Origin of the sequence: Escherichia sp. KTE114 (assembly GCF_000407765.1) — a bacterium.
Lineage (GTDB): Bacteria > Pseudomonadota > Gammaproteobacteria > Enterobacterales > Enterobacteriaceae > Escherichia > Escherichia ruysiae.
The window spans coordinates 728,283-748,214 of the sequence record NZ_KE136626.1; the positions used below are offsets into that span (position 1 = coordinate 728,283).

General features: G+C 52.4%; 20 protein-coding genes and 1 tRNA gene. 1 reads left to right on the plus strand and 20 read right to left on the minus strand.

The window, feature by feature from the left end; all coding sequences use genetic code 11:
- Positions 1 to 4 precede the first annotated feature (4 nt).
- The 18 genes from WC5_RS17040 to nnr all read right to left on the minus strand — a co-directional run bounded on the left by WC5_RS17040 (position 5) and on the right by nnr (position 18,432).
- The gene (locus WC5_RS17040; protein WP_000547757.1) at positions 5 to 403 is read right to left on the minus strand and encodes a DUF350 domain-containing protein; all 399 of its coding nucleotides are present in this window, start codon (positions 401 to 403) and stop codon (positions 5 to 7) included.
- Positions 404 to 420: 17 nt separating this feature from the next.
- Complete coding sequence (locus tag WC5_RS17035) at positions 421 to 1,080, minus strand: YjfK family protein (RefSeq protein WP_000012523.1); 660 nt, start codon at positions 1,078 to 1,080, stop codon at positions 421 to 423.
- Positions 1,081 to 1,130: 50 nt separating this feature from the next.
- A complete protein-coding gene (locus WC5_RS17030; protein WP_000511940.1) occupies positions 1,131 to 1,829 on the minus strand; it encodes a PspA/IM30 family protein in 699 nt (232 codons plus the stop codon).
- Between the two features lie 18 nt (positions 1,830 to 1,847).
- Positions 1,848 to 2,249 (minus strand): YjfI family protein, encoded by a 402-nt coding sequence (locus WC5_RS17025; protein ID WP_000220110.1) that lies wholly within the window; start codon positions 2,247 to 2,249, stop codon positions 1,848 to 1,850.
- 126 nt (positions 2,250 to 2,375) lie between these two features.
- The gene (rlmB, locus tag WC5_RS17020) at positions 2,376 to 3,107 is read right to left on the minus strand and encodes a 23S rRNA (guanosine(2251)-2'-O)-methyltransferase RlmB (protein ID WP_016231484.1); all 732 of its coding nucleotides are present in this window, start codon (positions 3,105 to 3,107) and stop codon (positions 2,376 to 2,378) included.
- Positions 3,108 to 3,402: 295 nt separating this feature from the next.
- A complete protein-coding gene (gene rnr, locus WC5_RS17015; RefSeq protein ID WP_000076290.1) occupies positions 3,403 to 5,844 on the minus strand; it encodes a ribonuclease R in 2,442 nt (813 codons plus the stop codon).
- Positions 5,845 to 5,882: 38 nt separating this feature from the next.
- Entirely contained in the window at positions 5,883 to 6,308 is a 426-nt protein-coding gene (gene nsrR, locus WC5_RS17010) for a nitric oxide-sensing transcriptional repressor NsrR (RefSeq protein ID WP_001177639.1), read from the minus strand.
- A 204-nt stretch (positions 6,309 to 6,512) separates the two neighbouring features.
- Positions 6,513 to 7,811, minus strand: coding sequence for an adenylosuccinate synthase (gene purA / locus WC5_RS17005; protein WP_000527963.1), 1,299 nt, complete (start codon positions 7,809 to 7,811; stop codon positions 6,513 to 6,515).
- Between the two features lie 103 nt (positions 7,812 to 7,914).
- Complete coding sequence (locus tag WC5_RS17000) at positions 7,915 to 8,112, minus strand: DUF2065 domain-containing protein (RefSeq protein WP_001089300.1); 198 nt, start codon at positions 8,110 to 8,112, stop codon at positions 7,915 to 7,917.
- Positions 8,113 to 8,193: 81 nt separating this feature from the next.
- Complete coding sequence (gene hflC / locus WC5_RS16995; RefSeq protein WP_001232411.1) at positions 8,194 to 9,198, minus strand: protease modulator HflC; 1,005 nt, start codon at positions 9,196 to 9,198, stop codon at positions 8,194 to 8,196.
- A 2-nt stretch (positions 9,199 to 9,200) separates the two neighbouring features.
- Positions 9,201 to 10,460 carry an FtsH protease activity modulator HflK gene (gene hflK, locus WC5_RS16990; RefSeq protein ID WP_000312488.1) on the minus strand — a complete coding sequence of 420 codons (1,260 nt, stop codon included), beginning with the start codon at positions 10,458 to 10,460 and terminating at the stop codon, positions 9,201 to 9,203.
- Positions 10,461 to 10,546: 86 nt separating this feature from the next.
- The gene (gene hflX / locus WC5_RS16985; RefSeq protein WP_000460360.1) at positions 10,547 to 11,827 is read right to left on the minus strand and encodes a ribosome rescue GTPase HflX; all 1,281 of its coding nucleotides are present in this window, start codon (positions 11,825 to 11,827) and stop codon (positions 10,547 to 10,549) included.
- 75 nt (positions 11,828 to 11,902) lie between these two features.
- Positions 11,903 to 12,211 (minus strand): RNA chaperone Hfq, encoded by a 309-nt coding sequence (gene hfq, locus WC5_RS16980; RefSeq protein WP_001051883.1) that lies wholly within the window; start codon positions 12,209 to 12,211, stop codon positions 11,903 to 11,905.
- A gap of 85 nt (positions 12,212 to 12,296) precedes the next feature.
- Complete coding sequence (gene miaA, locus WC5_RS16975) at positions 12,297 to 13,247, minus strand: tRNA (adenosine(37)-N6)-dimethylallyltransferase MiaA (RefSeq protein ID WP_001280353.1); 951 nt, start codon at positions 13,245 to 13,247, stop codon at positions 12,297 to 12,299.
- The gene (mutL, locus tag WC5_RS16970) at positions 13,240 to 15,087 is read right to left on the minus strand and encodes a DNA mismatch repair endonuclease MutL (protein ID WP_001122464.1); all 1,848 of its coding nucleotides are present in this window, start codon (positions 15,085 to 15,087) and stop codon (positions 13,240 to 13,242) included. The genes miaA and mutL overlap by 8 nt, the downstream gene beginning before the upstream one ends.
- 9 nt (positions 15,088 to 15,096) lie before the next feature.
- Positions 15,097 to 16,434, minus strand: coding sequence for an N-acetylmuramoyl-L-alanine amidase AmiB (amiB, locus tag WC5_RS16965; RefSeq protein WP_000990343.1), 1,338 nt, complete (start codon positions 16,432 to 16,434; stop codon positions 15,097 to 15,099).
- 17 nt (positions 16,435 to 16,451) lie between these two features.
- On the minus strand, positions 16,452 to 16,913 hold the full coding sequence (gene tsaE / locus WC5_RS16960; RefSeq protein ID WP_000981978.1) for a tRNA (adenosine(37)-N6)-threonylcarbamoyltransferase complex ATPase subunit type 1 TsaE: 462 nt from the start codon (positions 16,911 to 16,913) through the stop codon (positions 16,452 to 16,454).
- Positions 16,885 to 18,432, minus strand: a complete 1,548-nt coding sequence (nnr, locus tag WC5_RS16955; protein WP_010349095.1) for a bifunctional ADP-dependent NAD(P)H-hydrate dehydratase/NAD(P)H-hydrate epimerase — start codon at positions 18,430 to 18,432, stop codon at positions 16,885 to 16,887. The genes tsaE and nnr overlap by 29 nt, the downstream gene beginning before the upstream one ends.
- On the opposite strand from nnr, the gene queG reads away from it, so the two are divergent.
- On the plus strand, positions 18,431 to 19,570 hold the full coding sequence (gene queG / locus WC5_RS16950; RefSeq protein ID WP_010349097.1) for a tRNA epoxyqueuosine(34) reductase QueG: 1,140 nt from the start codon (positions 18,431 to 18,433) through the stop codon (positions 19,568 to 19,570). The genes nnr and queG overlap by 2 nt on opposite strands.
- Here queG and WC5_RS25215 read toward each other — a convergent pair.
- Together WC5_RS25215 and WC5_RS16945 are read right to left on the minus strand one after the other, a co-directional pair.
- Positions 19,553 to 19,606 carry a hypothetical protein gene (locus WC5_RS25215; RefSeq protein WP_105285681.1) on the minus strand — a complete coding sequence of 18 codons (54 nt, stop codon included), beginning with the start codon at positions 19,604 to 19,606 and terminating at the stop codon, positions 19,553 to 19,555. The genes queG and WC5_RS25215 overlap by 18 nt on opposite strands.
- A 233-nt stretch (positions 19,607 to 19,839) precedes the next feature.
- Positions 19,840 to 19,915 (minus strand) — tRNA-Gly (locus WC5_RS16945).
- Positions 19,916 to 19,932: the final 17 nt, after the last annotated feature.

Genomic DNA, 19,932 nt, shown 5'->3' on the forward strand with positions numbered 1-19,932 from the left:
TCCATTACCATGTCATACAAGCTGCGTTAAAAATACCGCCAGCCAGCGCGGCGGTTCCCATAAACATTCCTGCCGCAGTGTTGTGATTAATAATTTTATCGCTTAATGCCGGCATATAAAGTCTAACGCCAGCAAAAACGAGTAACTGAATCACCAGTGCGATTCCGCCCCAGGCAAAATAATCTGGAATACTCACCGCATTGATTGCCGCACTGGATAATGGAATAACGTAACCCAACAACGTGCCACTGAACGCCAGCGACGCCGCAGTGTTATTATTCTTGATCAACTGCCATTCATTATGCGGAGTAATTTTGGAATAGATAAAAAGAAAGATAATCACCATAGCTACGCCGATAAAAAAATAGGCGCTAAAAGCAAGGAGTGAATCCAGTATATGCATTGTAAACGTCCTTGTAATTAACCAATAATATGAAGTGATGTCAGTGGGATATCGACACCCAGCGCGCGAGAAAATAGCCACTCCGGCTCGCCGAGGTCGTTAAATGATTCCTCACCATTTAACAGCAAATATTCGTAAGTATCTTCGGTCACCTGCCGTTGGTAGCCCATGGTAAAATTATGCACTTCCCATTTGGCATGTTTTTGATTTTCTACTTTTTCCAGCATGTAAACGGGTTCAATATTTCCCGGTTCTTCACTGTTAAAAAATCGCTGCCAGCGTTTTTCCTGCCAGTTTAAGGTTATCGCCCCCATCGCTTTGGCGTTGATCGCCTCGCGCCAGTGGCTTTCTTTGCTGATACCGTAGCTCTCTTCATAGACAAATAGCTTGATATCATCAATGTCATCAATATCTTCGCCGCCGGTGGTGTTAATTTGCAAAAATTCATCGCCAGAAGTGTAATAGCGGAAAATCTGGCTACCGCCGCCCAGATCGATGCAGCTGACGGCGGCCACGGTATATTCTTCACCCGGTAACTCGATCAGCAATGCCTCTTCCAGCAAACGAAACGCTAACGTATCGAGCGTGAAACCACTATTGAGATGGAGTCCCAGCGGACCACGATTAATAGCAGGCTTATCATCCTTGCCAAACAGGCGCTGGAAAAAACCAGACATATTTTATCCTTAAAATAGTTGCCAGCCTTGCAGTGAGGCTGGCAAAAAAATTACTCACCCTGTTGGCGTTGCAGTCTCGCCAGCACATCCTGGGCACTGCTTTTATTGGTGCCGCCAATTCCGGCCTCCGCCAGCTTTTCGTCAAGATCGCGACCGTCTGCGACTTTCTCCAGCTGTGCGGCGGCATCCAGTCGAGCCTGACGTTCAGCCTGACGCGTTTGCAGGCGTTTTAATGACTCTGCCGCTGTCGAAACGCTGGAAGACGCGCCGACTGTAGATGTCGTCACAGCCTGCTGCGCACGTTGCATAGCTTCAGTGGCCTTAACGACTTCCATTTGTTGTTCAAATTGGGCAATACGCTGTGCCGTCGCCGCAACCGCTTTTTCTACGCCATCGCGGGAGACTTCCAGATTCGACAATACTTGTTCTTCAGCGGTAATGAGATTCTCAAGACGCGCGATTTCTTCAGCAACTTCGTTAATCAACGACGGATTAACGTTCTTACTCAACGCTTCCAGCGCACGGGCTTCCAGACCCGCTTTACGTTCGCGTAAATCTTTCAGTTTGTCGTTGCTTAATTTCACTCGCGCCAGCAGATCGACGCGAGATTTTCCGGCTTTATCCAGTTCAGCTTTAGCGTCGCGAATATGTTGTTCCAGCATCCGCACACCCTGGGTTTCTTCAATGGACTCTTCCGCCTGTGCGATAAATGATTTACCCAGCGTAAATAAACTTTTTAAAATCCCCATAAATACGAATCCTTGTAATTAGTGTGAATATTCTTCAGTAATTTCAGCCAGATCCAAGGCGTTATCCACCAGTGTGGTTATCTCCAGCAGAATGTCGTCAAGGGAAGATTTTAGCGATAACGCCCCGAAAACGATGTAATACTCTTCCTGTTGCACACTGGAGATCCCTACCGATGACAGCGGCATAATCTTCTGATTTCTTAATAAAAAGGTATTAAATTCATCTGGATTGCTGATATAACAAACCGGACAAATGAAGGTTTCGATAATCATCTGGCGAGAAGTAAAAAGAATATTGATCTGCAAATCGCCATAATCATTCATTTTAATAATTAATGCGTTTTCGCTATTTGTTATATCAATATTTTGTTCAGGTACAGCTTGCAGCGCCGCCGCCAGCGCCAACGGATTCCATGTCATATATTATTCCATATAGATTAAATTTAATTATTAATAAAATGAATATTTATAGAGCGTAATTATCTTACCAGCTATAGATAAAAAAAAACCATCCAAATATGGATGGTTTTTCATAATTCAGAGGAATTAGCTACGCTGGCGAACTGCTTCAAATAAGCAAATTCCGGTCGCAACCGAAACGTTCAGGGAAGAAACGCTACCTGCCATCGGAATACTAATCAGTTCATCGCAATGTTCACGGGTCAGGCGACGCATACCTTCACCTTCCGCGCCCATCACCAGCGCCAGACGACCGGTCATTTTGCTCTGATAAAGCATATGATCCGCTTCACCTGCCGTACCGACGATCCAGATGTTCTCTTCCTGCAACATACGCATGGTGCGCGCCAGGTTAGTCACCCGAATCAGCGGAACGCTTTCTGCCGCACCACAGGCCACTTTTTTCGCCGTGGCGTTGAGCTGGGCGGAGCGATCTTTCGGCACAATCACTGCATGAACGCCAGCGGCGTCCGCGCTACGCAGGCACGCACCAAGGTTATGCGGATCGGTTACGCCGTCGAGGATCAGCAAGAACGGTTGATCGAGCGAAGCGATCAGATCCGGCAGATCGTTTTCCTGATACTGACGTCCAGGCTTCACGCGAGCGATAATGCCCTGATGCACGGCACCGTCGCTTTTCTCGTCGAGATATTGGCGGTTTGCCAGCTGGATAACCACGCCCTGGGACTCAAGGGCGTGAATCAGCGGCAACAGACGTTTATCTTCACGGCCTTTTAAAATAAAGACTTCCTGAAAACGTTCAGGGGCGCGCTCCAGCAGGGCCTGCACTGCGTGGATGCCGTAAATCATTTCGCTCATTAATGTACTCGTTGTTTACGTTTTGCCTGATGCGCTACGCTTATCTGGCCTACGGATAATTCACCCTCTTCTTTTTTAAGAGAGCGAGATTGCTGACAAACAAGTTCACTCGTTAACGTGGGCACGGTTTTCTCCCCCTGGAAGGCGAGTGAGCCCGGGTGAGGGCAATTATACGCGCCAGTGCTGGCCTGTTCCCCTCACCCTAACCCTCTCCCCAAAGGGGCGAGGGGACTGTCCGAGTGAATTTTGGCGTTGGTCATAATACTAACCCTCTTCTGTTTGAAGAGGGTAATGATCACTCTGCCACTTTTTTCTTCGCCGCACGCTTCGCTTTGGTTGCAGCGGCTATTTTCTGCGTTTTCGCCGATGGCTTTTTCGCTTTTTTCGCGTCTTTCTTTGCCGCTTTCGGCTTCGTTTTTTTCTCACCACGGAAGGCGCTGTCTGGCTCAAAGTTTACCTTTTTACCGACCTGACGACGCTTGCCGCCTTTTTTGCCTGCATCGCCTTTTTTCGCTTTCTCGCGCGCCGTTTTACCGACGTTGCGCGGTGCTCGTTCGCTGGAGATCAGGCTAAAGTCGATTTTGCGCTCGTCCATATTAACCGCTTCGACGCGAACTTCCACGCGATCGCCCAGACGATAAGTCTGACCGCTGGATTCCCCCATCAGGCGTTGTCCGACTTGATCAAAGCGATAGTAGTCGTTGTCCAGCGAAGAGACGTGAACCAGACCATCGATGAACAAGTCGTCCAGACGGACGAAGAAGCCAAAGCCAGTGACGCTGGAAATCACGCCTTTAAAGACGTTACCTACCTGGTCGAGCATGAAGTCACACTTCAGCCAGTCAGCCACATCGCGCGTTGCTTCGTCGGCACGGCGTTCCGCCATCGAACAGTGCTGACCCAGTTGCAGCATCTCTTCCATCGAATAATGGTAGCCGCCGGTTTCAGTGGTGTTGCCCTGATGCCCCTGCTCTTTCGCCAGCAGATATTTAATGGCGCGGTGCAGCGTCAGGTCAGGATAACGACGAATCGGCGAAGTAAAGTGCGCATAGGACTGCAATGCCAGACCGAAGTGACCACGGTTTTCCGGGTCATAAATCGCCTGTTTCATTGAACGCAGCAGCATGGTTTGCAGCATTTCTGCATCAGGACGATCGGCAACCGACTCCAGCAGCTCCGCGTAGTCACGTGGTTCCGGCTTGTTACCACCCGGCAATTCCAGCCCCAGCTCCGCCAGCACTGAACGGAAAGAGGTAATCGCTTCGGTGCTCGGCTTGTCGTGAATACGGAACAGTGCCGGTTCTTTGGCTTTCTCAACGAAACGTGCCGCTGAGATATTCGCCAGAATCATACACTCTTCAATTAATTTGTGCGCGTCGTTACGCTGAGTCTGTTCGATACGTTCAATACGACGTTCGGCGTTGAAAATGAACTTCGCTTCTTCGCTCTCAAATGAGATCCCGCCGCGTTCTTCACGGGCTTTATCCAGCACTTTATAGAGGTTATGCAACTCTTCGAGATGCTTAACCAGCGGGGCGTACTGCTCGCGCAGATCCTGATCGCCCTGCAGAATATGCCAGACTTTGGTGTAGGTCAGACGCGCGTGAGAGCTCATCACCGCTTCGTAGAATTTGTAGCCAGTCAGGCGACCTTTCGACGAAATGGTCATCTCGCACACCATACACAGGCGGTCTACTTGTGGGTTGAGCGAACACAGGCCGTTAGAGAGCACTTCCGGCAGCATCGGGATAACCTGCGACGGAAAGTAGACCGACGTACCACGGTTACGCGCTTCTCTGTCCAGCGGCGTTGGCGGACGCACATAGTAACTGACGTCGGCAATTGCGACCCATAAACGCCAGCCGCCGCCGCGTTTTTTCTCGCAGTAAACCGCATCGTCAAAGTCACGGGCGTCTTCGCCATCAATGGTGACCAGCGGTAAATCGCGCAGATCGACACGACCCGCTTTTGCTTCTTCCGGCACTTCTTCTTTCAGTCCGGCAACCTGTTGCTCAACGGCCTGTGGCCAGATATACGGAATTTCATGGGTACGCAGAGCGATATCAACCGCCATGCCGGTGCCCATATTATCGCCAAGCACTTCGACGATTTTACCCACCGCTTTGGTACGGCGAGTCGGGCGTTGGGTCAGTTCGACCACCACCACAAAGCCCATCCGCGCGCCCATGATCTGATCTGGCGGGATTAAGATATCGAAGCTCAGACGGCTGTCGTCAGGAACCACAAAGCCGACGCCCGCTTCGGTAAAGTAGCGACCAACAATCTGGCTGGTTTTTGGCACCAGTACGCGGACAATACGCGCTTCACGGCGACCTTTACGGTCAGCGCCCAGCGGCTGCGCCAGCACCTGATCGCCATGAATGCAGGTTTTCATCTGCTCGCTAGAGAGATACAAATCATCTTTACGTCCTTCAACCCGCAGAAAGCCGTAGCCATCACGGTGGCCAATAACGGTACCTTTCACCAGGTCGAGGCGTTCCGGCAGCGCATAGCACTGACGGCGAGTGAAGACCAGTTGACCGTCGCGCTCCATCGCGCGTAGGCGGCGGCGCAGGCCTTCAAGCTGCTCTTCGCCTTCAATGTGCAGTTCAACCGCCAGCTCATCACGGCTGGCCGGTTTTTCACGTTTGGTTAAATGTTCGAGGATAAATTCCCGACTAGGGATGGGATTCGCGTATTTTTCAGCTTCGCGTTCCTGGAAAGGATCTTGTGACATCTCGGTTCCTCCGTTGTCATCTCTGATGAAGATTTTCGTCACTCCACCAGCAATAATTTATAAAGCGGTTGATTCTCTTCAACCAAATCGGCAAGCGTGTAGTTATCCAGTTCCGTAAGAAAACTTTGCACGGCCTTAGAAAGTGCCTGTTTCAACCGACAGGCAGGTGTAATGTGGCAAAACTCGCTACTGCAATTCACCAGCGATAAGGGTTCCAGCTCGCGCACCACATCACCAATACGTATCGCACTCGCTGGTTTACCCAGGCGAATGCCGCCATTTTTTCCACGAACAGCAGTCACGTAGCCGGCACGACTAAGTTGATTGATTATTTTGACCATATGATTACGGGAGACGCCGTAGACGTCAGTCACTTCAGAAATACTGGTCATCCGCCCTTCTGGCAATGACGCCATGTAGATCAGCGCACGTAATCCGTAATCAGTGAAACTCGTTAACTGCACATCAACCTCAAAAGGGAAATCGGGAAAAAATACATTTACATTGATGATAAACCAGCCACAAGCTGTGTCGCTAATTTATTTCAGTTTGGGGAAGGAAAAAAGCGAGGATTTAACACTGCGTCGGAAAGCGTAATGGCTTACTCGACGCAGTAATGTATCACACTGCTAGCCCAGCAGGCAAAATATCTGCCGGGCACACCAGAATTACGCGTCGAACGGGTCGCGCAGAATCATGGTTTCAGTACGATCCGGACCGGTAGAGATGATATCGATCGGCACACCAGTCAGCTCTTCGATACGCTTGATGTAGTTCAGCGCCGCCTGCGGCAGGCCGCTACGATCTTTCACGCCGAAGGTGGATTCAGACCAGCCCGGCATGGTTTCGTAAATCGGCTCTACACCTTTCCAGTCGTCAGCTGCCAGCGGAGTGGTGGTCACTTCGCGACCATCCGGCATACGGTAAGCCACGCAGAGTTTCACCTCTTTCAGACCATCCAGTACGTCCAGTTTGGTCAGGCAGAAGCCAGACAGGGAGTTCAGCTGTACCGCACGACGAACGGCAACGGTGTCCAGCCAGCCGGTACGACGACGACGACCCGTAGTTGCGCCGAATTCGTTACCCTGCTTGCAGAGGAACTCGCCAGTTTCATCAAACAGTTCAGTCGGGAACGGACCTGCACCCACACGAGTGGAGTAAGCTTTGAGGATACCCAGAACGTAATCAACATAACGCGGACCCAGGCCGGAACCGGTCGCCACGCCACCAGCAGTGGTGTTGGAAGAAGTTACGTACGGATAAGTACCGTGGTCGATATCCAGCAGCGTACCCTGCGCACCTTCGAACATGACGAAATCGCCACGCTGACGCGCCTGGTCGAGCAGGTCAGAAACGTCAACAACCATAGAAGTCAGGATGTCGGCAACAGCCATCGTATCATCCAGAACTTTCTGGTAATCAACCGCTTCAACTTTGTAGTAGTTAACCAACTGGAAGTTGTGATATTCCATCACTTCTTTCAGTTTTTCAGCGAAGGTTTCTTTGTCGAAAAGGTCGCCAACACGCAGACCGCGACGTGCCACTTTATCTTCATAAGCAGGCCCGATACCACGACCGGTGGTGCCGATCGCTTTCGCGCCACGCGCTTTCTCACGCGCGTTATCCAGCGCAACGTGATAATCAAGGATCAGCGGACATGCTTCAGACAGCAGCAGACGCTCACGAACGGGGATGCCACGGTCTTCCAGTTCTTTCATCTCTTTCATCAGCGCGGCCGGAGACAGCACAACACCGTTACCGATGATGCTGGTTACATTCTCGCGGAGAATACCTGATGGAATAAGATGGAGAACGGTTTTTTCACCGTTGATTACGAGAGTATGGCCTGCGTTGTGACCGCCCTGGTAGCGTACAACATATTTAGCCCGTTCAGTCAGAAGATCGACGATCTTACCTTTACCTTCGTCACCCCATTGGGTGCCCAGTACGACGACGTTGTTACCCATTTTTCAAAATCACCGTTTGCTTAAAAATGGATTCTACCATCGCTTTTTCAGAGTTACAGCACTTTTTGCATCCAAAAATGACCTTAATCAGTCTATTTTTTGTTCAGCCAATCGTTTTCCTCAACATGTAGTAGACCACAACGCCCGCAACCACAAGTCCACCACCAAAACGACGTAAAATATTATCGGGCAAATTGGTCATCGCAGAGATCATCTTCTTCCATGCCTGCGGGTAAAGCATCGGCCCTAAACCTTCCAGCACCAAAACCAGGGCAAGCGCCAGCCAGATTGTCGAATTCATTCATTATCCTTATAGAAAAAGAAAACCACCGACATCCCTGAGGATGCGGTGGCTTTATTGACCTGTACCGCAGTCGTTATCTTAACGTGTCGCGGAGCTCGGCGTCTTCATGTAGCGGAAGAAATCGCTGTCCGGGCTCATGACCATCACGTCCTGATTGCCAGAGAAGCTGTTCTCATAAGCACGCAGGCTACGGATGAATGCGTAGAAGTCCGGATCTTTGCTGAATGCATCAGCAAACAGTTTGGCAGCTTCAGCGTCGCCTTCACCGCGCATGATACGACCCTGACGCTCTGCTTCTGCCAGCGTTCTGGTCACTTCATAGTCGGCAGTCGCGCGCAGTTTCTCCGCTTCTTCCTGACCTTGTGAACGGTGACGACGCGCTACCGCTTCACGCTCGGCGCGCATACGGTTGTAGATCGCTTCAGACACTTCGGTCGGCAGGTTGATCTGCTTAATACGCACATCGACAACTTCAATACCCAGCGCCGCCATACTGTTCGGGTTGATGACCGGAACTTTGCCCTTCGTCTCAGCCGTTACGCGCTCTGCCGCTTCGGCAATGGCGTTATCTGCTGCTGGGGTAGTAACTTCATCTTCTGTACCCGCAGAACCAGAGTTCAGCGCGTCACGCACTTCCAGGGTCAGACGACCACGGGAATCGGTGACGATGTCTTTCACATCCAGGCGACCAATTTCAGAACGCAGACGGTCAGAGAACTTACGTTTCAACAGCACTTCCGCTTGCGAAATGTCGCCACCGCCCGTTGCCAGGTAGTAACGGCTGAAATCGCTGATGCGCCATTTGATGTAAGAGTCGACGATCAGGTCTTTCTTCTCTTTGGTCACAAAGCGGTCGGCCTGGTTGTCCATGGTCTGAATACGCGCGTCGAGCATTTTCACCGTTTCAATGAACGGTATCTTGAAATGCAGACCCGGCTCATAAACCAGAGGTTTGTTGTCATCATCACGCAGTACCTTACCAAAACGCAGCGTAATACCGCGCTCACCTTCTTTGACGACAAAGACAGACATGTAAAGCACTACCAGCACGATGATGATAATCGCGATAACTGACTTACGCATCGTTATTCCCCCTGACGCTGGTAGTCGTTACGCTGCGCGTTGGCGCGGCGTTGGTCCATAATATCGCCCTGACTGGTGGACGATGTGTTGCTTGCCCCACTGGTCGTGGAGGAAGAGGCTGGCGGCAGACGCAGCAGATTGCTGGCACCGTTGTCGCTCTTCGCCGCAGGCGCGTTACCCCCTTTCAGCATCTGGTCTAACGGCAGAACCATCAGGTTGCCACCTTTGTCGTTAACCAGCACTTTGCGGGTATTGCCCAACACTTTTTCCATCGTCTCGATATACAGACGCTCGCGAGTAATTTCCGGCGCGGCTTTATATTCCGGCAGAAGCTTAGCAAAGCGCGCGACCTCACCCTGGGCTTCCAGGATAGTCTGAGCCTTGTACGCACGCGCCTCTTCGAGGATACGTTGCGCCTGACCGTTCGCACGCGGCTGAACTTCGTTGGTATACGCTTCTGCTTCGCGAATGTATTGCTGTTCGTTTTCACGTGCGGCAATCGCATCGTCAAACGCTGCTTTTACTTCTTCCGGCGGACGAGCAGCCTGGAAGTTGACGTCCAGCAGCGTGATACCCATGTCATACGGGCGGATAGTCTCTTCCAGTTCGCGCTGAGTATCGCTACGAATCACGGTACGACCTTCCGTCAGAATGCGGTCCATGGTGTATTTACCGATAACTCCACGCAGGGCGCTGTCGGTAGCCTGACGCAGGCTGTCATCCGGGCTGGTCACGCTATACAGATATTTTTCCGGATTGGTGACGCGGTACTGCACGTTCATCTCAACGCGCACTACGTTCTCGTCCGACGTCAGCATCACACCAGAAGCTGCCAGTTCACGCACGGCTTCCACGTTCACCGGTTTAACTTCGTCGATAAATGTCGGTTTCCAGTTCAGACCAGGCTCAACCAGATGGCTGAATTTACCAAAGCGTGTTACCACGCCGCGTTCGGCTTCTTTAATGGTGTAGAAACCACTGGCCGCCCAAATAATGACAATCGCTGCCGCTGCGATGGTAACGACACGACCGCCAAGCTGCGGGCGCGGGCCTTGCGATGAACTACCACCGCCAGATCCAGTGCCTTTACCGCCGCCCAGACCACCGAGCTTTTTGCTCAGTTTACGGAAGATATCATCTAAATCAGGTGGCCCTTGATCGCGACCGCCTTTGTTTCCATTTCCCTCAGAGTTGCCGCCAGGTTTGCTGCTTCCCCACGGGTCGCGGTCTTGTCCGTTATTACCGGGCTGATTCCACGCCATGTTTGTGCTCCATATTTGTTATGCGGTGATCCCTGTTGTCTTTCGACGCCAGAGGATATGACTCCACGCTTCAGACGCTTTGCCGGTTAGATCAGGTAATCGATCAACGCCGGTTCTTGTTTACAGAGGCGACGCCAGTCAACGATCGGCATACGAACTTGCAGACTTACACTGCCGTCCTCCTCCATCCACTCTTTTTCTATTGCCTGAAGCTGATAAAAACGACTTCTCAGACGCCCTTCCTGCGGCGGCAGACGCAATGTATGCTGCGCCACCTCACCGGAAAGCCGCTCCGTCAAAGCCTGAAAAAGCTGTGGTATCCCCGCTCCGGTCTGCGCAGAAAGCCAGACACGGATCGGTTTGTTCTCTTCGTCCCGATCAATACGCGGTTCGAAATCTTCCAGCATATCGATCTTATTCATCACCAGCAGGGTTGGGATCTCGTGAGCATCGATCTCTTCAAGAACCGTATTCACCGCTTCGATGTTTTCTTGTACACGCACATCTGCCGCATCAATGACGTGCAGCAGCAATGTGGCTTGCCGCGTCTCTTGTAACGTGGCTTTAAACGCCGCCACCAGATCGTGCGGCAAGTGGCGAATAAACCCTACGGTATCTGCCAGCACGGTTTCACCGACATCCGCGACGTCAATACGCCGCAACGTCGGATCGAGGGTGGCAAACAACTGGTCTGCCGCATAGACCCGTGCTTCGGTAATGCGATTGAAAAGGGTAGATTTACCGGCGTTGGTATATCCCACCAGCGAAACAGTAGGAACGTCGGCTTTGATACGCGATTGCCGCCCCTGCTCACGCTGCTTTTCAACTCTTTCCAGGCGCGACTGTATCTGCACGATGCGATTACGCAACAAACGACGGTCGGTTTCGAGCTGGGTTTCACCCGGACCACGCAAACCGATCCCGCCTTTCTGTCTTTCAAGGTGGGTCCAGCCACGCACCAGGCGCGTAGCCAGATGGCGCAGCTGCGCCAGCTCAACCTGCAACTTACCCTCATGGGTACGCGCACGTTGGGCGAAAATATCTAAAATAAGGCCGGTGCGGTCGATGACACGACACTCGCACAAACGCTCCAGGTTACGCTCTTGCGCTGGGCTCAGGGCATGGTCAAAAAGAACGACCGAAGCACCCGTCGCTTTGACAGCTTCCGCAATTTCAACTGCTTTACCTTCACCTACAAAATACTTTGGGTGCGGCGCTTTACGGCTACCGGTAATCACCTGCAATGCTTCGACACCGGCGGAAGAAACCAGAGATTCAAACTCCTGGAGGTCTTCCATATCTTTGTCTTGCGTAAAATAGATGTGTACCAGCACCGCCTGCTCACCAGCATCATAACGGTCAAACAAGCGTAAAACCCTCTAAATAGATCAGCGGGGAACGCAGGATCGCTGGCTCCCCGTGTAAAAAAACAGCCCGAAACCTTATTCGGTTTCTTCGCTGTCCTGTTGCGCGGAAGTATTCTGCGCGCTGCTACCATGATGGTAGTTACTGCTCGTACCGCCACCGGCGTTGTTACTGTGATGAGAAACCGGACGAGACGGGACAACAGTAGAAATCGCGTGCTTATAAACCATCTGGCTGACCGTGTTTTTCAACAGGATCACGAACTGATCAAAAGACTCGATTTGTCCTTGCAGCTTAATACCATTCACCAAATAAATAGAAACTGGAACACGTTCCCGACGCAGTGCGTTCAGGAACGGATCTTGTAAAGATTGCCCCTTAGCCATTCTCTCTTTTCCTTATATGCTTATTTGTACTTTGAACCTTTCGATTCTGAAAAAATTGCGCACGATACGTCTCAATTGTACACATTCAGCCTGCGATAGCACCAACAACCTGTAATACTTCGTCACGCGCCTGTTCTGGTTTTTCACTGTCAAGCCAGTGAACCCCTTCCCAACCACGCAGCCAGGTTATCTGCCGCTTCGCCAACTGTCTCGTGGCGCAAACACCTCGATAAACCATTTCATCGTATGAGATTTCGCCTTCAAGGTAAGACCACATCTGGCGATAACCCACGCAACGAATGGAAGGCAAATCCGTATGCAAATCTCCTCGGGCAAAAAGCGCCCGGACTTCTGCTTCAAAACCTGAAGCCAACATCTGATGAAAACGCTGCTCAATTCGTTGATGGAGCAGTTCACGGCTCGCCGGGGCGATGGCGAACTGATGCACCTGATACGGTAGAGCGTCTCCTGACGTTTGCGTCAGTTCCGTTAAAGTTTTACCCGAAATGAAAAAAACTTCCAGTGCCCGGGAAAGCCTTTGTGGATCATTTGGATGAATCCTTGCTGCCGCAACAGGATCTATCTCCTGCAGTTGACGATGCAATGACTCCCAACCTTGCTCTGCCGCTTGTTGCTCAATTCTGGCTCGTACTTCCGGGTCCGCCGACGGTAGCGGCGACAACCCCTCCAGTAACGCCTTGAAATACAACATAGTACCGCCCACTAACAGCGGGATCCGCCCCGCCGTCGTGATATCGGCCATTTCCGCCAACGCATCGCGACGAAAATCAGCAGCCGAATAAGCCTGCGACGGATCGCGAATATCCAGCAATCGGTGCGGCGCGGCGAGTAACTCTTCAGCGTTCGGCTTCGCCGTCCCGATATCCATCCCTTTGTAAATAAGGGCAGAATCAACGCTTATCAACTCTACTGGTAAAATTTTACGCAGCTCAATAGCCAGCGCAGTTTTACCGGAGGCCGTCGGCCCCATCAAAAAAATTGCCTTAGGCAGGCTCGCCTTACTGATATCACTCATCTTTCAGGGCTTTTATCGCCGGATGTAAATCAACAGATTGTAACAGACCACCCGGCGGCGTTTTCACAAGCTGCGGACATAACCGTTCTACATCCGCCAGCAGGGTAATAGCCTGAGCCATTGACCACTGCGTGTGTTCGCTCATCAGATTTCGTGCAATCCACTGCGCAATATTGCCAGGTTCGAATACGGACTGCTTCGCCAGGTAGCCTATCAGTTCAGGAATCAAGATTTGTAAATTTTGTTGGCGTAAGGGTAAAGGCACGGCTCTGATGGTCACATGCTGCGCATCAGACTGAAATTCAATGCCTAACTCCGCCAGAGCAGACTGCGCTTTTTCTAATGCCGATTTTTCTTCACCAGAGACTTTTAACCGCAACGGAATAAGCAACGGCTGAGCGCAAACTGGCGATTCCCCCGGCGTCAGTTGCACCTGACGCAGCCAGCGTTCCGCTACCGCCAGGGCTAAAAGTGAAATGTTGCCGTCGCGCTCCAGCAGCGCACAGTCGGAATGGACGATAGTCAGCACCCGACCAAAGCTTTGACCATTCGAGGCCAGCGTAAGTTCCTGAGGTTCTGGCGCTTTTGGTTTGAGCGTCGGCGCAGGCGTTTGCAAAAGCTGGCGATACACTTCACCTTGCTGTTTCTGGTAGCCCGGTTGCGCGTTCGGCCAGGGAGCAGACTGGCGACTGCCTGATGCTGGCGCAGGAGTGTAGCGTGGAGCTACCGGCTCACGAACTGCCGGTTCTGCAAAATGATTACGCCCTGCGGCTACGCGGTTTTCCGGGATGGCGCGCGGTGCAGGTTGTGGTTCATCATCCAGCGGCAGCGGCGTTTCCAGTTGCTGTTGTAGCACGCTCAGCACGCCCTGATAGATAAAGTCATGCACCAGACGCGACTGATGGAAACGCACTTCGTGTTTGGCGGGGTGCACGTTGACATCCACCTGATGCGGGTCGATCTCCAGATACAGCACAAACGCCGGTTGCTGATCGGCGCCCAGTTTATCTTCGCAGGCCTGGCGGATCGCGTGATTGATCAAGCGATCGCGCATCATGCGCCCATTCACGTAGCAATACTGAATTTCCGCCAGTGCGGGCGTGGTGTGATTCGGTTCTGCCACCCAGCCGCGCAGCGTGAGATCGCCGTGCTGCCATTCAATCGCCAGCGCATGTTCGAGAAAAGCGGTGCCACAAATCGCCCCTAAACGGCGTTCTTTTTGTCCGCCTTCCGGCACTGCGCGGTACTGGCGTACGATTTTGCCGTTATGCGATAAGTTGATAGTGACGTCAAAACGTGCCAGCGCGATGCGGCGGATGATTTCATCGATATGGTTAAATTCGGTTTTCTCGGTGCGCAGGAATTTGCGCCGCGCCGGGGTGTTGTAGAACAGATCCAGCACCTCCAGCGTCGTTCCCACCGGATGCGCCGCCGGTTTAACCGTCACGTCCATATCACGCCCTTCGGCATAAGCCTGCCAGGCTTCCTGCTGTTCCGCAGTGCGCGAAGTGAGCGTCAGGCGGGAAACCGAACTGATACTCGCCAGCGCCTCACCGCGAAAACCCAGGCTGATAATGGCTTCGAGATCGTCCAGAGAGGCGATTTTACTGGTAGCATGACGAGCCAGCGCCAGCGCCAGCTCATCTTTTTTGATACCGCAGCCGTTATCACGAATGCGGATAAGTTTCGCCCCACCGCGTTCGATATCAATATCGATACGCGTCGCACCCGCATCGAGGCTGTTTTCCACCAGTTCTTTAACTACCGACGCAGGTCGCTCGACCACCTCACCTGCGGCAATCTGATTCGCCAGTTGTGGCGGTAAGACCTGAATTGGCATCAATAATCCTTAGTTTGGCAGTGTGCGATCTGGCGTCGTCACCGTACTGGCAGTTTGTGCCGTTGCACCCTGCGGCGCAGACTGCATCGGATGCGCAAGGAAGTAATTGCGCAGGCCTTTATAAATGGCTTCTGCCAGCTGTTGTTGGTAATCGTCGCTCGCCAGCAAACGTTCTTCGCTGTTGTTGCTGATAAAACCGGTTTCGACCAGTACTGACGGGATATCCGGCGAACGCAGAACGCCAAGGCTGGCGTGTTCTGGTCGACGTTTATGAATTTCGCCAATGCGTTGCAACTGGCTGATCATACTGGTCGCCACATCATACCCTACCCGCTGGGAATGACCGAACTGTAAATCCAGCACCGCCTGGCTTAAATACGGGTCAGACTGACTGTTCGCCAGCACATCGCCTGCCCCGCCCAGCAGCTCCGACTGTTTCTCGTGCTGTTCCAGCCAGCTTGCCATTTCACTGTTTGCACGACGGTTAGAGAGCACCCATACGGAAGCGCCGGTAGCACTGCGATTCGGAGCGGCATCAGCGTGAATCGACACAAGGAAATTGGCGTTTTGCTTACGTGCCACATCGCTGCGCCCCATCACCGAGATAAAGTAATCTCCGTCACGGGTTAGAACGCCCTTAAACATCGGATCATCATTGAGCAAAGTACGCAATTTACGTGCGATGGCGATGGTGACGTTTTTCTCCCGCGTACCGCCAGGGCCGATAGCGCCAGGATCCTGGCCGCCGTGTCCGGCATCAATAGCGATGACAATTTTATCGCCAGTGTTAGCCGTCGCGCGCGCTGCCGGACGCGTCACCGTATTGCTACTGATGACACCCGTAGCCCGGTTGCTCTCGGTTTTAAACGGATTGCGCGCCGGTTCGCTGACGCGCGGTGCAACAACGGCTGGCGTTTCAACACGTTTAGCAACCACTGGCGGCGGAGGAGGCGGTGGCGGCGCATCGGCGTTAATCGTAAAGACAACGGTGTAATTGCTACCATTCTGCCGCTTCACCGCTTCGGTTTTACCGTTTTCGGTGAGATCCACCACCAAACGCATCGTTTGCGCATCTTTTGGCGTTCCAGAGCGAATCGCCTTCACCAGATTATTACCGCTGAACGACAACGGCAGCCCCTGAATCACACCCGTTTGTTTGATATCGAGCGCCACGGTGCGTTTGCTTTGATGGCTAAATGCATAGTCAGGATCGCCAATAAAACTTAACGTTATCCGCGCCTGTTGATTGCCATTAGAAACCTGAATATCAGAGAGCGTAGCGGCGCCAGCCTGCGCGCACAGCAGCACCAACGTCGCTACCAACCAATTTCTGATGCGATACATCATCCCGCCACCTTCAAAGGTTAACCGGCTAAACGCGCCAGCAACAATTCACCCGTAGAGGAGACCGCACTCACGCGCGCCTCACGGCCTTGTGCCTGATAATCAATGTGTATTTCGACATCCGGGTCAGGAAGAACACCTGTACCTTGTTGTGGCCACTCCACCAGGCAGATGGCATCGTTGGCAAAATAATCGCGGATCCCCATAAACTCCAGCTCCTCGGGATCGGCAAGGCGGTACAAATCAAAGTGATAAACCATTAAGTTGTCGAGCGTATAGGGTTCGACCAGCGTATAAGTGGGGCTTTTGACATTACCCTGATGACCCAGAGCCTGTAAAAAGCCCCGGCTAAAGGTGGTTTTACCTGCGCCTAAATCGCCATACAGATAGATTACGGTTGCGCCATCGCAGGCTTTGGCTACCCGCTCGCCCAGGTCTAATGTTGCCTGCTCATCAGGGAGCGGAATTACTCGATTCATCATGGTTTTTATCAGTCACTTCCGGGTTAACAATACGCTGTAGCGTGGAAAAGAGATCGGTTGCCAGCATCCCGCGCGTACCAAAACGCGCCGCCAGCACGTCAGCCGCCGCGCCGTGTGCGATACATCCAGCACAGGCGGCATCATATGGCGACAGTTTTTGCCCAAGCAATGCGCCAATAATACCAGAGAGCACATCGCCCATGCCGCCAGTGGCCATGCCTGCATTCCCGGCATCAATAATGCCTAAGTCATCAGGGTTTGCTGCGACCACGGTTCCGGCACCTTTCAGCACCGCTACGCCGCCATAACGTTGTACCAGACGTTGGGCGCAATGTAAGCGGTCACTTTCAATTTCAGCGACGGAACAGCCCAACAACCGTGCGGCCTCGCCAGGATGCGGCGTGATCACGCGATTGTGACGCTTATCGGGATTGATTGCCAGCAGGTTCAATGCATCGGCATCCCACAACATCGGTTTGCGAAAATTCTCCACTTTTTGCAGGGCTTTTTTCCCCCACTCTTGCTGGCCCAGACCGGGACCAATCACCACCACATCGGCCCATTCCAGGCTTTCAGTAAGAGAGTCCATAGTCAGTTCGTGCACCATCAATTCCGGACGTGCGGTCAGCAGCGGCGCAATATTTTCGCTGCGGGTCAGCACTCTGACTAAACCGGCTCCAGCACGCAGCGCCGCTTCTCCCGCCATACGAATAGCCCCTGCCGTGCCGTGATCGCCACCGATAATCACCAGCCGCCCATGATCGCCTTTATGCGAAGACGGGCGACGCGGTTTCAGCCAGTGAGAAAGTTGTTCTGCAGAAAACCGCTGAATTTTCGTCTCCTGACTTGCCAGCCAACAGTCCAGTCCCAGCGAGTCAAAATGCAGTTGCCCGGTAACATCCCGCGCTTTGCCGGTTAACAAACCTGGTTTCAGCGCAATAAAAGTGATGGTTTGATCGGCGTTGATCACCGCGCCTGGCGCGGCTCCGGTTTGTGCCAGCAGGCCGGAAGGGATATCAATCGCCACAATCGGCGCAGGACAGGAATTAGCATGGTCGATTAATTGGCTAATAGATTCGCGGGGCGCTTGCTGCAAGCCTGTGCCGAGCAGCGCATCAACAATCAACTCCACCGACTCGGGCCAGACAATATTCGAGGCATGGATCTCGCCTCCCGCGTTTAACCATGCTTCGCATGCCAGCGCAGCCTCTTCCGGTAACGGTTTGTCGCTCTCCAGAGCCAGCAACGTAACCTCAATACCGACCGCTTTTGCCAGCCGCGCGACCACGTAGCCATCGCCGCCGTTATTGCCATGACCGCACAGCACCAGCCAGTGGCGGGCGTCAGGATAAGCCGAACGACACACCTGAAACGCGGCTTCACCCGCGCGAAGCATCAGCTCATAGAGTGTAAGCCCCAGCGCATCTGCCGCTTCGCGTTCACCACGTCGGATATCGTCGGCGTGCCAGACGGTGTGTGGTATACTTACGGGGTTTTTCTTCATTGTATGGTCCGTCATGTCAGAGCCCCTCGATCTCAATCAGTTAGCGCAAAAAATTAAACAGTGGGGGCTGGAACTGGGCTTTCAGCAGGTGGGTATTACCGACACCGATCTCAGCGATTCCGAGCCAAAACTGCAAGCATGGCTGGACAAACAATACCATGGCGAAATGGACTGGATGGCACGTCACGGTATGCTGCGCGCCCGCCCCCACGAGTTATTGCCCGGTACGCTGCGCGTGATCAGCGTGCGGATGAATTACCTGCCTGCCAACGCCGCATTTGCCAGCACGCTGAAAAATCCCAAACTCGGCTATGTTAGCCGTTATGCGCTGGGCCGTGATTATCACAAACTTCTGCGCAACCGACTCAAAAAGCTGGGCGAGATGATTCAGCAACATTGTGTTTCGCTGAATTTTAGACCGTTTGTCGATTCTGCGCCTGTTCTTGAGCGCCCGTTGGCTGAAAAAGCGGGACTTGGCTGGACAGGTAAGCACTCACTTATCCTCAATCGCGAAGCTGGTTCGTTCTTCTTTTTAGGCGAACTGCTGGTTGATATTCCGTTACCTGTGGATCAAACGGTCGAGGAAGGATGCGGTAAATGCGTGGCCTGTATGACGATTTGCCCGACCGGAGCCATTGTCGAGCCATATACCGTAGATGCTCGCCGCTGCATTTCTTATCTGACGATAGAACTGGAAGGGGCAATCCCGGAAGAGTTACGCCCGTTAATGGGAAACCGTATTTACGGTTGCGATGATTGCCAGCTTATCTGCCCGTGGAATCGCTATTCGCAACTGACAACTGAAGACGATTTCAGCCCACGCAAACCATTACACGCACCGGAACTCATTGAGTTATTCGCCTGGAGCGAAGAGAAGTTTTTAAAAATAACAGAAGGTTCAGCGATTCGCCGTATAGGCCACCTGCGCTGGCTGCGTAATATCGCCGTAGCATTAGGCAATGCGCCCTGGGATGAAGCGATTCTGGCGGCGCTGGAAAGTCGTAAAGGTGAGCATCCACTTCTTGATGAACACATAGCGTGGGCGATTGCGCAGCAAATCGAGCGACGAAATGCATGCGTGGTTGAGGTTCAACTACCGAAAAAACAGCGTCTTGTTCGGGTGATTGAAAAGGGCTTACCACGCGACGCCTGATTCATCCACAGCTTGTGAATAAAAATAAAAACGTATTGCAATTCAAGCCGGAAAAAATCGTCAAGCGATCAATACGACAAATCGAAACCTTAATTTTCAATTTAAATATCAACACGTTAAGAATTTACTATTCACCGTGCGAAGTTTTTCTGAAATTAAGATTACAGCCTGAACCTGTGGATAACTCTGTTTACAAGAGTTTGTCAGAGACAACAAAAACCAGCAATAACGCATCGCGTCGCTGTGGATAGTTTATTGAGAGGAGAATTTGGAGCGGGAAACGAGACTCGAACTCGCGACCCCGACCTTGGCAAGGTCGTGCTCTACCAACTGAGCTATTCCCGCTTGGGTGGTCTGTGCTT

Excerpts from the sequence above, each read along its gene's own strand:
- WC5_RS17040 (WP_000547757.1), bottom strand. The coding sequence starts at position 403 with ATGCATATACTGGATTCACTCCTTGCTTTTAGCGCCTATTTTTTTATC.
- WC5_RS17035 (WP_000012523.1), bottom strand. The coding sequence starts at position 1,080 with ATGTCTGGTTTTTTCCAGCGCCTGTTTGGCAAGGATGATAAGCCTGCT.
- WC5_RS17030 (WP_000511940.1), bottom strand. The coding sequence starts at position 1,829 with ATGGGGATTTTAAAAAGTTTATTTACGCTGGGTAAATCATTTATCGCA.
- WC5_RS17025 (WP_000220110.1), bottom strand. The coding sequence starts at position 2,249 with ATGACATGGAATCCGTTGGCGCTGGCGGCGGCGCTGCAAGCTGTACCT.
- rlmB (WP_016231484.1), bottom strand. The coding sequence starts at position 3,107 with ATGAGCGAAATGATTTACGGCATCCACGCAGTGCAGGCCCTGCTGGAG.
- rnr (WP_000076290.1), bottom strand. The coding sequence starts at position 5,844 with ATGTCACAAGATCCTTTCCAGGAACGCGAAGCTGAAAAATACGCGAAT.
- purA (WP_000527963.1), bottom strand. The coding sequence starts at position 7,811 with ATGGGTAACAACGTCGTCGTACTGGGCACCCAATGGGGTGACGAAGGT.
- WC5_RS17000 (WP_001089300.1), bottom strand. The coding sequence starts at position 8,112 with ATGAATTCGACAATCTGGCTGGCGCTTGCCCTGGTTTTGGTGCTGGAA.
- hflC (WP_001232411.1), bottom strand. The coding sequence starts at position 9,198 with ATGCGTAAGTCAGTTATCGCGATTATCATCATCGTGCTGGTAGTGCTT.
- hflK (WP_000312488.1), bottom strand. The coding sequence starts at position 10,460 with ATGGCGTGGAATCAGCCCGGTAATAACGGACAAGACCGCGACCCGTGG.
- hfq (WP_001051883.1), bottom strand. The coding sequence starts at position 12,211 with ATGGCTAAGGGGCAATCTTTACAAGATCCGTTCCTGAACGCACTGCGT.
- miaA (WP_001280353.1), bottom strand. The coding sequence starts at position 13,247 with ATGAGTGATATCAGTAAGGCGAGCCTGCCTAAGGCAATTTTTTTGATG.
- mutL (WP_001122464.1), bottom strand. The coding sequence starts at position 15,087 with ATGCCAATTCAGGTCTTACCGCCACAACTGGCGAATCAGATTGCCGCA.
- amiB (WP_000990343.1), bottom strand. The coding sequence starts at position 16,434 with ATGATGTATCGCATCAGAAATTGGTTGGTAGCGACGTTGGTGCTGCTG.
- tsaE (WP_000981978.1), bottom strand. The coding sequence starts at position 16,913 with ATGATGAATCGAGTAATTCCGCTCCCTGATGAGCAGGCAACATTAGAC.
- queG (WP_010349097.1), top strand. The coding sequence starts at position 18,431 with ATGTCAGAGCCCCTCGATCTCAATCAGTTAGCGCAAAAAATTAAACAG.
- nnr (WP_010349095.1), bottom strand. The coding sequence starts at position 18,432 with ATGACGGACCATACAATGAAGAAAAACCCCGTAAGTATACCACACACC.